Genomic DNA, 13,114 nt, shown 5'->3' with positions numbered 1-13,114 from the left:
CCAAATAGGGTGGTACCGCGATATTTTCGTCCCTTCTTTTTTAAGAAGGGGCGTTTTTTATGTTGTTCAACAAATTGTAACGAGCAATTAGATAAAGGAGAGAATATATAACATGGATATTTTACAAGATCTTGAGTTTCGAGGGCTCATTAACCAACAAACGGATGAAAAAGGTTTAAGTGAACTTTTGAGTAAAGAGTCTGTTCGTTTGTACTGCGGATTCGATCCGACAGCCGACAGCCTTCACATCGGCCACATGCTTCCTGTTTTAATTTTACGTCGCTTTCAACAAGCTGGACACCAACCAATTGCATTAGTTGGTGGAGGTACGGGTCTTATTGGAGATCCAAGCGGTAAAAAAGCAGAGCGTACGTTAAATGAAAAAGAAACGGTTGCCATGTTTAGTGAGCGTATTAAAGGTCAGCTTTCACGCTTCTTAGATTTCGAAGAAGGTGAAAATGCAGCAGTTATTGCAAATAACTATGACTGGATTGGCTCATTAGATGTTATTACATTCCTACGAGATATCGGTAAAAACTTTGGTATTAACTATATGATGGCAAAGGATTCTGTTCAATCTCGTATCGAATCAGGCATTTCATTTACGGAATTTAGCTACATGATTTTACAGTCATACGATTTCTTGAATTTATACCAAACATATAACTGTAAGCTTCAAATTGGCGGCAGCGACCAATGGGGAAATATTACGGCTGGCTTAGAATTAATTCGTAAATCAGAAGAAGATGCAAAAGCATTTGGATTAACAGTTCCGCTTGTAACAAAAGCGGACGGGACGAAGTTCGGTAAAACAGAAGGCGGAGCAATTTGGTTAGACCCTGAAAAAACAAGTCCGTATGAATTCTACCAATTCTGGATTAATACAGATGATCGTGATGTTATAAAATATTTAAAATACTTTACATTCTTATCACACGAAGAAATTAATGAATTAGCAGCTTCTGCAAAAGAAGCTCCTGAAAAACGCGAAGCACAAAAAGCACTAGCGGCAGCGATGACTACGCTTGTACACGGTGAAGAAGCTCTTGAGCAAGCAATTCGTATTTCGCAAGCTTTATTTAGCGGAAGCATTTCAGAGTTAACAGCAGAAGAAATTAAGCAAGGATTCAAGGATGTTCCTTCTTACACGCATACAGGTGAAGATATTGGTTTAATTGATTTACTTGTAGAAAGTAAAATTTCTCCTTCTAAACGTCAAGCACGTGAAGATATTTCAAACGGTGCGATTTACTTAAACGGTGAGCGTGAACAAGATTTACAAAAAACAGTAGGTGCAGAAGACCGTATTGAAGGTCAATTCACAGTGATTCGTCGAGGCAAGAAAAAATATACCCTTATTCAATACGCATAAAAAAAGGCCGAAAGGCCTTTTTTATATATAGACAGCAAAAAAGCCGCTCCATAAGGAACGGCTTTTTACTATTAACGAGAGTAGAACTCTACGATTAGTGCTTCGTTGATTTCAGCAGATAATTCAGAACGCTCTGGTAAGCGAGTGAATGTACCTTCTAATTTCTCAGCGTCTACTGTTAAGTAGTCTGGTACGAAGTTGTTAACTTCAAGCGCTTCTTTCACGATTGAAAGGTTGCGAGATTTTTCGCGAACACCGATCACTTGACCAGGTTGTACACGGTAAGATGGGATGTCAACGCGTTTACCGTCAACTAAAACGTGACCGTGGTTAACTAATTGACGAGCTTGACGACGAGTGCGTGCAAGACCCATACGGTATACTAAGTTATCAAGACGAGCTTCTAAAAGAATCATGAAGTTCTCACCGTGCTTACCAGTTAATTTACCAGCAGCAACGAATAAGTTACGGAATTGACGCTCAGTTACACCATACATGTGGCGTAATTTTTGCTTTTCTTGTAATTGTAAACCGTACTCAGAAATTTTCTTGCGTTGACCTGGGCCGTGTGGACCTGGAGCGTAAGGGCGTTTTTCTAATTCTTTACCTGTACCACTTAGAGAAAGACCTAAGCGACGAGAGATTTTCCAACTTGGACCTGTATAACGAGCCATGATGACTCCTCCTTGTTTGTGTTTTTATTTTATGCAAAACAAAAACAGACACATTCTAGCGATATGCTCATTTTGTTTTCATGTACCATCGCTCTAGCAGCAGAGAGTTACACGATACACCATCTTGTTAAAAGAATTGCTACTTCTGTAAAACAATCTTTTAATGAGGAACAAAATGAAAAAACATAAAGAAGATTGTATAAGCTGCAATATTTCACACAACGAGTATTATAGGTGTTTCCTCGTATAAAGTCAAGGAAGATTGAAGATTAAAAGAATGTAAAAGAAAGGATATATTCTTTTGAAGTATAAAAGAAGAAGAAAGAACGTAAGAAAACGGTGGTGATGGGCTAATCAAACGTTTGTTTAATAAGCAAAAACCGCTGATTTGCAGCGGTTTTTTTGCTTATTCATATTCAAAGAAAGGAAGTGAGTTCTTTGACGAATTCTTCAAGATACTGTTGATCGATCTCATCAAAGCGATTTTTGATTGGACTGTCAATATCAAGAACACCTAAAAGTTTACCATCTTTCACCATTGGTACAACGATTTCAGATTGAGAAGCAGCATCACATGCAATGTGGCCAGGGAATGCATGAACATCTTCAATTCGCTCTGTTCTTTGATTTTGAGCTGCTGTACCGCATACGCCTTTTCCAAGTGGAATGCGAACACAAGCCGGCAGCCCCTGAAAAGGGCCAAGTACTAACTCGCCGTCTTCCATTAAATAAAAGCCTACCCAGTTTACTTCATTTAAAAATTGATTTAGTAAAGCTGAAGCATTTGCTAGATTAGCAATTGTATTGCTTTCTCCTTCTGATAAGGCGCGTAATTGCTTAATTACTAATTCATAATTCTTTTGTTTTGAGCCGCTGTAGTTTTCGACATTAAACAATGTATTCTCCTCCATTCAACATAAGATTTAATGAGTTTTTATCAGGAAACGTCAGTTTTAACGCTACTTTGTCGATAAAAGATTACAGGAACTAAAAAGCCTATCACGAATTATGTAGAGAGGCTACTAAAATCCTTTTTAAATACTGTAACGATTTCTACACAATTTTGCAATCATATGTGTTTTGTAAAAATAAATCGAAATGAGGTGTAGATAGATGGCTGTACAGTCAAAAACGAAAGAGAAAATTATTGATGCGGCTGTTTCTCTTTTTAACGTAAAAGGTTTTGATGGTACGTCGGTGCGCGAGATTGCAGGAAAAGCGAAAGTGAACGTAGCGAATATTTCATATTATTTTCATAGCAAAGAAGGATTGCTTGAAAGTTTAGTGATTTCTTATTTTGAAGGTTATATTGGGGTACTGGAGCAAGCATTCCAAGAAATGAAAAAGCTGTCTTCAACAGAAAGTATGATCGTGATGATTCGAGCTATCTTACATTACCAGCACGAAAATAGGCATATTGCCCGGCTCGTATATAGAGAAATCTCTCTTGACACGATTTTAATTCGAGAAGTTATGACTACGTATTTAACCAAAGAAAAATACTACTTAAAAACAATCCTTGAAAGAGGGATGAAAGAAAAGGAATTTCGGAAGCTGCACGTTTCCTTTACAATCATTGAGCTTAAGGGCATGCTGTCTATGCCTTATCTTCATCCTCAGTACCTAAGTGAAGTTCTTCATATATTGCCTCACGAACCGTATTTTGTTCAGCAATATGCGATTGAGCTTGAGCAATGGGTGCACACAACGGTATGTTTGCCATATGAACGGACAAACAAACTGCGCGTTCAATTATCCTAAATGGAGCTCTCCATAGCCTTGGCCTAAATCCTTCGCACAGTGGGCGTCTGACCCATATACGAGAGGGATTTTTTTCTGTTGGGCTGCTTTTACGACAAAGGGAGCTGGATACGCTTCCTTGCACAAAGGCTTAAACAACCCTGCACCATTATAATCCAAAGCCAGATCTTTCATTTTTATTTCATCGAGTATTGATAAAATAATAGGGGAAAGTGTGTCTTCATATGGAAAGCGAGTTTGAAATTTATGTACGAGTGTCATATGACCAATGCGCTTAGGCTTATAAACGCCTAAATTGGCCTGTACAGAGCGTAATACCGTGTTGTAATACTTATCATATACTTTGCTTACGCTGCCAAACTTCTGTACAATATGTGCAAATACGTCAGCGCTAAAATCTAGGCAGTCATATCCTTCTTCATGTTTTAAGAAGTGGACAGAAAGTATGCTGTCATCGAGATAAGGACCATATTCGTTTAAGAAATCTGTTGTTTCGTGTTCAAATCCTTCAATAAAGTCAACTTCCAATCCGATATTAATACGAATATCGCGCTCAAATTCTTTTTTAACTTGCTGTACGTTTTGAATGTAGCGATCAAGTTTGTCAGGATCCATTCCGCTGTCGCGATCAGGCGTCGGATCACTGAAGCTTTTTGGTAATGGAGCATGCTCTGTAAACGAAATCTCCCCAAAGTTCAGGGAAATCGCCTGTTCAACATATTGTTGCAATGAATCAGGTGAACCGTGTGGGCAAAATGGAGTATGAATATGTTTGTCAACTTTCATAAAAAATGCCTCCTTTTTTCTTCTTTTTCCATTGTAACGACACAAAGTGACTTCATGCCAATATTTTGTATAAAAAAATTTAATTTTTTGCTCAAAAGTTGGACTTTACATGGTATCATAAAAACATTGACGCAAAAAAATTTAAAGGATTAAATTCACCCTTTTTATAAATAAGAAACTTGTCATGTAGAACGCACTGTAAGGGGGCTTAGTATGGAATTCATTATAGCACTAATCATACTTATTATCGGATTAGTTGTGTACGGAATGTTTTCACGTAAAAAGATTTATCAAGAAATTGATCGCCTGGAAACGATCAAAGTCGAATTAGCAAATACGCCAGTTGCAGAGGAAATTTCAAAAGTAAAAGAATTGAACATGACAGGTCAAACTGAAGAGCTATTTGAACGTTGGCGTGAGCAGTGGGATGAAATTATATCAACTAATCTCCCGAAAATTGATAAAGAACTGTTTGAAACGGAAGAAGCAGCGGATAAATACCGATTTAAAAAAGCGAAGCAGTTATCTATACATATTGATCAAGCCTTAGAACAAACCAAGATAGATATTGAAAACATACTTACTGAACTTCAAAATTTAATTGGTAGCGAACAAGATAATCGATATGATATTGAGGAATTAAATCAGCTTCACCGCCATGTGAAGAAAAAATTGCTCGCACATCGGTATTCCTATGGAAATGCTGAAAAAACGTTAGAATACGCAATTAATACATCTAAAGAGCAGTTTAAAAAATACGAGGAAGAGACGATTAACGGAAATTATCTTCAAGCACGTGAGATTGTTCTTCAATTAAAAACTGATTTAACAGCTATTGATTCGTATTTAGAACAAATTCCAAAAGTGTTAGTTGAGTGTCAGACCACTCTTCCTGTTCAGTTCAATGAACTGCTTGACGGGTTCCGCGAAATGAGTGAGCAGGGCTATGTGTTAGATCATCTGCAAGTAGAAGAAACGGTAGAGCTTTTAAAACAAGAAACTGCTGAAATTATTGCAGATATTGAAGAATTATATGTGGAAGAAGCGATTACAAAACTAGATGATGTGAACGAACGCTTAGAGCAGTTATATGACTCACTTGAGCATGAGGTTTTCTCCTATCATAAAATGAACCGTGAATCTCATACGGTATCTAACTTCCTTCGTATGCTTCAAGAACGAAACCGTGAACTTCGTGAAGAAACGCTATTTGTACAGCAAAGCTATCATTTTAAAGAGCGCGATTTAGACGTATATTATAAAATGGACCGCGAACTAAAACGATTGACTAACTTGTACTATAATATTTCGGACAAGGTGGCGGAGCACAATTTAGCCTACAGTGTGATCCAAGAAGAACTCGAAGACGTTTCCAAACAGCTTAACCAATTAAAAGAATCTCAGGAATCCTATAGCGATATGCTACAAGCTCTTCGCAAAGATGAGCTCTCAGCTAAGGACAAAATAGAAGAACTGAAATCTCAGTTGATTGAAGCACGACGCCTTATTCAAAAAAGCAACCTTCCTGGTGTTCCTGAAGAATATAAAGTGCAGCTTGAAAAAACGGTTCATATCTTAAATGAAGTAACCGCTAAGCTGAAAGAAAAACCGCTTAATATTCAAGCTGTTCAATCTTTACTTGAAGATGCTGTTGGTTTTGTTCAGGATACATTTGATGAAACAGAGGCAATGTTAGAAGAAGCGCGACTCGTTGAAAGAGTGATTCAATACGGTAACCGTTATAGAAGTACTCATCACTCAATTGCACAGTCTTTAGAAGAAGCAGAAGAAGCATTTCGTCATTATGAATACAAAGAAGCATTAAAACAGGCATCTGCAGCTATTGAGCAAGTAGATCCTGGTGCGCTGGATCGTATACAGCGTATTGTATCTTCACAGAGTTAAAAAGCTCGTGTCCAAAGGACACGAGCTTTTTTATGATGCTTTTCTTTGTATACTATCTCGTATCTCTTTCAATGCTAATGGTATAGTCTATAAATACGGCAGCAACTGTTAGGATAAGCAAGGGGAGACTTTGCTTATAAAGTGGCAAATAGCTTTGAAAAGATCGTCTATCCTTGTTATGATTACTAAGGCAAAACCTAATTTAAAAAAGTATCAAGGTATGTTATGATAATACGTTGTTCCGAAAAAATGAAGAAGGGGGCGCGCATCCTTGATTTATTTAGATAATAGCGCTACAACAAAACCCTATAATGAAGTCATACAATCTTTTACCAAAGTAGCTACAACTTATTATGGCAATCCATCCTCCCTCCATCAATTTGGCGTACAGGCGGAGAATTTGTTGAGCCGTTCGCGTGAGCAAGTAGCAGAATTGCTGCACGTATCGTCAAATGAAATTATCTTTACATCTGGAGGAACGGAAGGGAATAATTTGGCTATTAAAGGCGTAGCGATGCAATATAAAAGCCGAGGTCAGCATATCATTACGACAAATATTGAACATGATTCTGTTCATGAACCATTCAAGCAGTTAGAATCCCTAGGATTTAACGTTACGTATGTTTCGGTAGATTCCAATGGTTTTGTATCACCTGCGGCTATTGAATCAGCTATTACGGATGAAACCATTTTAGTATCTGTTATGCATGTAAATAATGAGATTGGCACCATTCAGCCAATTGAAGAAATTGGACAGATGCTGACGAACTATTCCAAGGTGCTTTTTCACGTCGATCATGTGCAGGGGATTGGAAAGGTTCCGCTTTCTTTAGCGGATCATAAAATTGATTTATGCACATTATCAGGACACAAAATTCACGGCTTAAAAGGGACGGGAATTTTATATAAACGAAATGGAGTTCAGCTTCATCCGCTGCTTAGCGGAGGCTCTCAGGAAATGCAGCATCGATCAGGCACGGAAAATGTGCCGGGAATCGTCGCATTTGCTAAAGCACTCCGTTTAACACTTGAACATGCTGCTCAAAATCAGCAAAAAATGCGGAAAATAAAAGCAGAACTGATGGACAAACTTTCTGCTCACGAAAGAATCACGATTAATACGCCGAATGAGCATTCGGCACCTCATATTATAAATTTTACAGCACAAGGTATTAAAGGTGAGGTTTTTGTTCACGCTCTTGAAGAAAAAGGAGTGTTTGTATCCACTACATCTGCTTGCTCATCAAAGCGAAAAAAGCCAAGCAAAACGCTTTTAGCTATCGGTAAAAATTACGAAGAAGCAGATCAATCCATTCGATTAAGCTTGTCAGGCTTAAATGATTATAATGAAGTAACGCCCATTGTAAATGCTATTTTCACAGTAATTGAAGATCTAAAGAAAGTAATGAGGTAAATGATTATGATATATAACCATATTTTAATTCGGTACGGAGAAATCTCAACCAAAGGACAAAATAGAAAAAAATTTGTTGCCCAGCTAAGAAAAAATATCGTAACGGCTCTTAGTGCATTCCAAAATATTCACGTAAAATACACAAGAGACCGCATGTATATTCACTTAAACGGTGAAAATCACGAGCCTATCATCGAACGTCTTCAGCAAATCTTTGGTATTCAGAGCTTTAGTTTAGCATTAAAAGTTGAAAATGAGCTTGAAGCGATTCAAGAAGCAGCGTTAGAAGCAATGAAAGAATTTGATATAGAAGGAAAAACATTCAAAGTATCTACTCGGAGAGCGTATAAACAATTTCCTCTTGATACAAACGAATTAAATTATGCAGTAGGAAGTCATATTCTACGAAATACAGAGCATCTAAAGGTAAACGTAAAAGAACCAAGCGTAAATGTACGAGTAGAAGTGAGAAGTGAAGCAACTTATATTACATGTTTTGATTATCGCGGAGCAGGAGGTCTTCCAGTTGGTACGAGTGGAAAAGCGATGCTGATGCTTTCTGGAGGAATTGACAGCCCGGTTGCAGGATACTTAGCCATGAAGCGCGGTTTAGAAATAGAGGCGGTTCATTTTTACAGTCCGCCTTTTACAAGTGAACGTTCTAAGCAAAAAGTCATCGATTTAACGCAAAAATTAACGGCTTATCACGAAAAAGTAAAGCTTCACATTGTACCGTTTACAGCTGTACAGCAAGCGATTCAAAAGCAAATTCCAGAGAATTATACCATGACCTCTACACGCCGTATGATGCTTCGAATTACGGACCTTATTCGTGAAAAAAATGAATCGTTAGCTATCGTAACTGGCGACAGCTTAGGGCAAGTAGCTAGTCAAACGGTTGAGAGCATGTATGCGATTAATGAAGTGACTAATACGCCAATTTTGCGTCCGCTTGTAACAATGGATAAAACGGAGATTGTTGAAATTGCCCGCAAAATTGATACACATGAAATTTCGAATCGACCGTATGAAGACTGCTGTACAATTTTTACGCCAAGCTCACCAAAAACGAAGCCAAAGCGTGAAAAAATAAATCGATACGAACAATTTTATGATTTTGAAACATTAATTCAAGAAGCGGTAATTAATGTAGAAACGCTTGAGATGACAGCTTCTTCGGCTACAAATACCGCAGACAGCGTAGAAGATTTGTTTTAAAAGGTAAATTTCATAAAATTACCAAAAAAATAATGTATGATGCCATGTGTTTTGACACAATCTATATTCAACAAGGAGGTGAAAACACATGGCAAACACAAACAAATTAGTAGCTCCTGGTTCAGCAGCTGCTATCGACCAAATGAAATACGAAATCGCTTCTGAATTCGGTGTAAATCTTGGACCAGAAGCAACAGCTCGCGCTAACGGATCTGTTGGTGGAGAAATCACTAAACGCTTAGTTCAAATGGCTGAGCAACAACTTGGTGGTAAATAAGTCATATTAACTAAATAATGATGGCTAAAAAGAGTGGGGGAAACCTCACTCTTTTGTCTTGTTTGTTTTGTCACGTATAATAGAGACAAGATCAAGCTTTATAAAGTAAAGGAGATGTTGGCGATGGGGACTTTATTTTACGGCGGCAAAATATATACGATGCTAAAAGAAGGTGAGCATGTAGAAAGCGTATATGTTGAAAAAGGATTCATTGAAGATATAGGCGCAGAAGAAGATCTAAGAATCAAATGGGGTGCTGAGATTAACAAAGAAGTACACCTCAAAGGATATCCAATGTATCCGGGCTTTGTAGATAGCCATCTTCACTTAATTGGTCACGGTGAAAAGCTCCTTAGGCTTGATTTGTCTCAAGCTACTTCTAGGGAAGACGTGCTGATGCGCGTTCGGCAAAAAGTAGAGAGTACACCAAAAGGAGAATGGGTAATTGGAGAAGGTTGGGATGAAAATCAGTGGGAAGATTCCTCTTTGATTCAGTATCAAGATCTTGATCAACTTTCAACAGAACATCCTATTATGTTGAAGCGAGTCTGTCGTCACGGATTAGTAGTAAACGGGACTGCTCTTAAAATAGCCGGGATTACAGCTGAAACACGCGACCCGGAAGGAGGTATTATCCAGAGGGATGAAGCGGGAAATCCTACCGGTTTTTTGGCTGATCAAGCGCAAGAATTAGTAACGGCTCATATTCCTCAAGTATCAGAAGCATACATTCGACAAGCTCTTTCAGTAGCCATTAAAGATTGTGTTCAGCACGGATTGACGGGTGGACATACGGAAGATTTAAATTATTATGGAGGCTTTTTACGTGCATATCAAGCATTTCAAGACGTTATTCATAAAGAAAAGCAGCTGTTTCGTGCTCATTTACTTGTTCATCATGAAGCTGTAGATGATATGTATACATACGTTGAAGAAAAGAAAGACACATCCGCTTTTATTGAAATAGGACCAATGAAGATTTTTGCTGATGGTTCTCTCGGCAGTCAATCTGCTCTTTTAAGCTTTCCATACAAAAGCGACCCTTCTACAAGAGGTGTAGCTATTCAATCACTAGATGAATTAAAACAGCTAGTGAGAAAAGCAAGAGAATTGGGCATGACGGTTGCAATTCATGCAATTGGTGATTTAGCGTTTCAATATGTAGTAGAAAGCATCGAACAATATCCTCCTCAAGCAGGTCAAAGAGATCGTATTATTCATGCGCAAATTCTACGAAAAGATTTAGTTCATCGTGTAAAAAAGCTCCCGGTTGTGCTGGATATCCAGCCTCGGTTTTTAGCCAGTGATTTTCCATGGGTTATTGAAAAAATTGGAGAAGAGCATTTGGACTATTGCTATGCGTGGAAAACGTTATTGGACGAGGGCGTAATGTGTGCAGGCGGATCGGATGCGCCTATTGAACCTATCAATCCCATGTTAACGATTCATGCAGCAGTTTCTAGAAAAACTTCTCCGAACAGCTCGGTCGTTTACATACCTTCTGAGCGACTCACTGTATTTGAAGCTGTTCGGCTGTTTACATTAGGAAGCGCACAGGCCATTCATCAAGAGCATAAAAAAGGATATATTCAAAAGGACTATGTAGCTGATTTTACCATATTAGAAAGAGATCTGTTTGAGATACCTGCAGATGATATTCCAGGGGTACAGGTGCAGATGACTGCTATTAATGGAGAAATTGTATATCAAAAATAAAAAGCGCCTTTGGGCGCTTTTTATTATAGAAATGTACGCTTAACTCGTTGCCAGAAAGAGTTATCTTTCAGCTTAACCGTTTTAATTTGACGGTCGCTTAAACGAATTTGAACTTGATCAACTTGACGTGCATTTAATGCTTCGTTATCTATTCCAATAATTGGACTGTGGTTGTTGTCATTGGATAGTTTTAAAGTGAGCGTATGCTCAGCGCTTAGGATGAATGAAGATCCTAATGTACGATAGTTATTATTATTTAACGATGCCAATTCGCTGACTTGCATACAAGGAATTAACGGATCAACTACGGCTCCACTTAGCGATTTATTATAAGCCGTACTGCCTGTTGGTGTTGAAATAATCATCCCATCCCCACGGAATGTTTCAAAGTGATTTTCATTAATAAAAACATCTAGACTGAGTGTTTTTATAACTCCTGATCGAATCGAACATTCATTTAAGCAATAAAAAGAAGTTCCTTGATCAATTTGAGTTTGTAAAACGGGAAATCGACGTACTTCTATATTTTCTGTCGTAATAGCTTCAATCATTTTATCCGTTTCATCGATATGAAAATCGCAGTAAAAGCTTAGTTGATCTGAAGTTGTGACACCAGCATATAAGCAGTCATCTCGAAAGCCAGATTGACGGACAGCCTGCAAGAAAGCTCCGTCACCGCCAATACTTACAATGATGTTAGCGCTGTCGAAATGGTCTACTACTTGAAAGTTATATTGTTTTGCAAGTTCAATAAGTGGACTTACGAGCGCCTTTGTTTCCTGGTTTTTTGGATGAAAGAAATAAACGTTGCGACGATTTGGCATAGATAGTTCCCCCTTGTTTGTCTGATATGTAAAATATTAGCGATAAAGTAAACTTTTTAAAAAAAGTTTGTTACAATAATTATAGCATTATTGCTTTAGGAATTAAAAGAATAATCTTTTAATTCTGACACCTAAAAAGGAGGATTTTCATGAACAAAAAAAGGTGGATTGCTCTTTTAATTGCGGCCTGCTTATTCATTTTTTCTGCGATTGTTAATATTGGTTTTTCAGTCAAAGAAGAAAAAGATGACGGTCTGGCAGGCATATTTGGAGGAGACGACAGTGAACTATCAGAAACAGTTATCGAAAAAGGGAATGCAGCTAAGAAAATTGCAGTGCTAGAGGTCAATGGAACGATTCAAGATACAGGAAGTGGTTCCTCTCCGCTTATGTCCCAAAATGGTTATAACCACCAAGCATTTTTAAAGCAGCTAGAGGCTGCAAAAAATGATAAGGCAGTTAAAGGAGTCATTATTAAGGTGAATTCACCGGGCGGCGGCGTCGTTGAAAGTGCTGAAATACATAAAAAAATTGAAGAGCTGAAGAAAGAAACGAAAAAGCCAGTGTATATTTCAATGGGATCAATGGCTGCTTCAGGAGGCTATTACATTTCAACAGCTGCTAATAAAATCTATGCAATTCCGGATACTTTAACAGGTTCACTAGGTGTAATTATGCAAAGCGTTAACTACGGCAAGCTGGCTGATAAACTAGGAGTAGAATCGGTTGTTATCAAAAGCGGGGCTCATAAAGATATTATGTCTCCAACAAGAGAAATGACCGGAGAAGAAAAAGAAATTATGCAAACACTTGTAGACAACTCGTACGATGGTTTCGTCAATGTTATCTCTGAGGGACGTCACTTGTCTAAAGAAAAAGTGCGCTCTATCGCAGATGGACGAGTGTACGATGGACGTCAGGCTAAAGAGCTGAAGCTGGTCGATCAACTAGGCTATTTTGAAGATGCGGTAACAGGAATGGAGAAAGATTATAAGTTAAAAGGTGCACAAGTAATTCAATACAATCAAGGATTCGGACTGCCTTCTTGGCTTTCAATGAGCATGCAAAAAGTAATAGGTGGAGATGAACAAGTCACTGCAATGTTAAAAACATTTGCGCAGCCAAGCTCTCCGCGTCTGATGTATTTATATGCAGAATAGAGGTGGG

At 38.1% G+C, this 13,114-nt stretch carries 12 protein-coding genes and 1 other annotated feature (1 of these 13 running past the window's edge); of the genes, 8 read left to right on the top strand and 4 right to left on the bottom strand.

Translation table 11 applies throughout. The features are described from left to right. Positions 1-37 (top strand) — a binding site (T-box leader); it begins 174 nt to the left of the window's first position. A 75-nt stretch (positions 38-112) separates the two neighbouring features. Beyond that, positions 113-1,372 (top strand): tyrosine--tRNA ligase, encoded by a 1,260-nt coding sequence (gene tyrS, locus LAV82_RS05770; protein ID WP_013085222.1) that lies wholly within the window; start codon positions 113-115, stop codon positions 1,370-1,372. A 71-nt stretch (positions 1,373-1,443) separates the two neighbouring features. On the opposite strand, the gene rpsD is transcribed toward tyrS, so the two are convergent. Next, on the bottom strand, positions 1,444-2,046 hold the full coding sequence (gene rpsD, locus LAV82_RS05765) for a 30S ribosomal protein S4 (RefSeq protein WP_013059485.1): 603 nt from the start codon (positions 2,044-2,046) through the stop codon (positions 1,444-1,446). Positions 2,047-2,462: 416 nt separating this feature from the next. Beyond that, a complete protein-coding gene (locus tag LAV82_RS05760; RefSeq protein WP_211077213.1) occupies positions 2,463-2,942 on the bottom strand; it encodes a free L-methionine (R)-S-oxide reductase MsrC in 480 nt (159 codons plus the stop codon). A gap of 217 nt (positions 2,943-3,159) precedes the next feature. Between LAV82_RS05760 and refZ the strand changes: the two genes are divergently transcribed. Next, complete coding sequence (gene refZ, locus LAV82_RS05755) at positions 3,160-3,807, top strand: forespore capture DNA-binding protein RefZ (RefSeq protein ID WP_013059482.1); 648 nt, start codon at positions 3,160-3,162, stop codon at positions 3,805-3,807. Here the strand turns inward: refZ and hisJ are convergent. After that, positions 3,799-4,593, bottom strand: a complete 795-nt coding sequence (gene hisJ / locus LAV82_RS05750) for a histidinol-phosphatase HisJ (protein WP_013059481.1) — start codon at positions 4,591-4,593, stop codon at positions 3,799-3,801. The two genes, refZ and hisJ, sit on opposite strands and share 9 nt — an antisense overlap. Positions 4,594-4,806: 213 nt before the next feature. Here hisJ and ezrA point away from each other — a divergent pair, with 213 nt between their 5' ends. The 5 genes from ezrA (at position 4,807) to LAV82_RS05725 (ending at position 11,123) form a co-directional block, all read left to right on the top strand. Further along, a complete protein-coding gene (gene ezrA, locus LAV82_RS05745; RefSeq protein ID WP_013059480.1) occupies positions 4,807-6,498 on the top strand; it encodes a septation ring formation regulator EzrA in 1,692 nt (563 codons plus the stop codon). A 271-nt stretch (positions 6,499-6,769) separates the two neighbouring features. After that, a complete protein-coding gene (locus tag LAV82_RS05740; protein ID WP_211077214.1) occupies positions 6,770-7,912 on the top strand; it encodes a cysteine desulfurase family protein in 1,143 nt (380 codons plus the stop codon). Between the two features lie 6 nt (positions 7,913-7,918). Continuing rightward, positions 7,919-9,130, top strand: a complete 1,212-nt coding sequence (gene thiI, locus LAV82_RS05735) for a tRNA uracil 4-sulfurtransferase ThiI (RefSeq protein WP_499715721.1) — start codon at positions 7,919-7,921, stop codon at positions 9,128-9,130. Between the two features lie 88 nt (positions 9,131-9,218). Next, positions 9,219-9,407, top strand: coding sequence for an alpha/beta-type small acid-soluble spore protein (locus LAV82_RS05730; protein ID WP_013059477.1), 189 nt, complete (start codon positions 9,219-9,221; stop codon positions 9,405-9,407). 123 nt (positions 9,408-9,530) lie between these two features. Further along, entirely contained in the window at positions 9,531-11,123 is a 1,593-nt protein-coding gene (locus LAV82_RS05725; RefSeq protein ID WP_063672769.1) for an amidohydrolase, read from the top strand. A gap of 23 nt (positions 11,124-11,146) precedes the next feature. On the opposite strand, the gene LAV82_RS05720 is transcribed toward LAV82_RS05725, so the two are convergent. Further along, positions 11,147-11,947 carry an NAD kinase gene (locus LAV82_RS05720; RefSeq protein WP_499715720.1) on the bottom strand — a complete coding sequence of 267 codons (801 nt, stop codon included), beginning with the start codon at positions 11,945-11,947 and terminating at the stop codon, positions 11,147-11,149. Between the two features lie 149 nt (positions 11,948-12,096). On the opposite strand from LAV82_RS05720, the gene sppA reads away from it, so the two are divergent. Continuing rightward, complete coding sequence (sppA, locus tag LAV82_RS05715; protein WP_013059474.1) at positions 12,097-13,107, top strand: signal peptide peptidase SppA; 1,011 nt, start codon at positions 12,097-12,099, stop codon at positions 13,105-13,107. Positions 13,108-13,114: the final 7 nt, after the last annotated feature.

The sequence above is a fragment of the Bacillus sp. ILBB4 genome (assembly GCF_035064545.1).
Lineage (GTDB): Bacteria > Bacillota > Bacilli > Bacillales > Bacillaceae_H > Priestia.
This window is presented reverse-complemented; position numbering and strand designations above follow the sequence as displayed.

Coding starts and splice junctions, on each gene's coding strand:
- tyrS (WP_013085222.1), top strand. CDS start 113: ATGGATATTTTACAAGATCTTGAGTTTCGAGGGCTCATTAACCAACAA.
- rpsD (WP_013059485.1), bottom strand. CDS start 2,046: ATGGCTCGTTATACAGGTCCAAGTTGGAAAATCTCTCGTCGCTTAGGT.
- refZ (WP_013059482.1), top strand. CDS start 3,160: ATGGCTGTACAGTCAAAAACGAAAGAGAAAATTATTGATGCGGCTGTT.
- hisJ (WP_013059481.1), bottom strand. CDS start 4,593: ATGAAAGTTGACAAACATATTCATACTCCATTTTGCCCACACGGTTCA.
- ezrA (WP_013059480.1), top strand. CDS start 4,807: ATGGAATTCATTATAGCACTAATCATACTTATTATCGGATTAGTTGTG.
- thiI (WP_499715721.1), top strand. CDS start 7,919: ATGATATATAACCATATTTTAATTCGGTACGGAGAAATCTCAACCAAA.
- LAV82_RS05730 (WP_013059477.1), top strand. CDS start 9,219: ATGGCAAACACAAACAAATTAGTAGCTCCTGGTTCAGCAGCTGCTATC.
- LAV82_RS05725 (WP_063672769.1), top strand. CDS start 9,531: ATGGGGACTTTATTTTACGGCGGCAAAATATATACGATGCTAAAAGAA.
- LAV82_RS05720 (WP_499715720.1), bottom strand. CDS start 11,947: ATGCCAAATCGTCGCAACGTTTATTTCTTTCATCCAAAAAACCAGGAA.
- sppA (WP_013059474.1), top strand. CDS start 12,097: ATGAACAAAAAAAGGTGGATTGCTCTTTTAATTGCGGCCTGCTTATTC.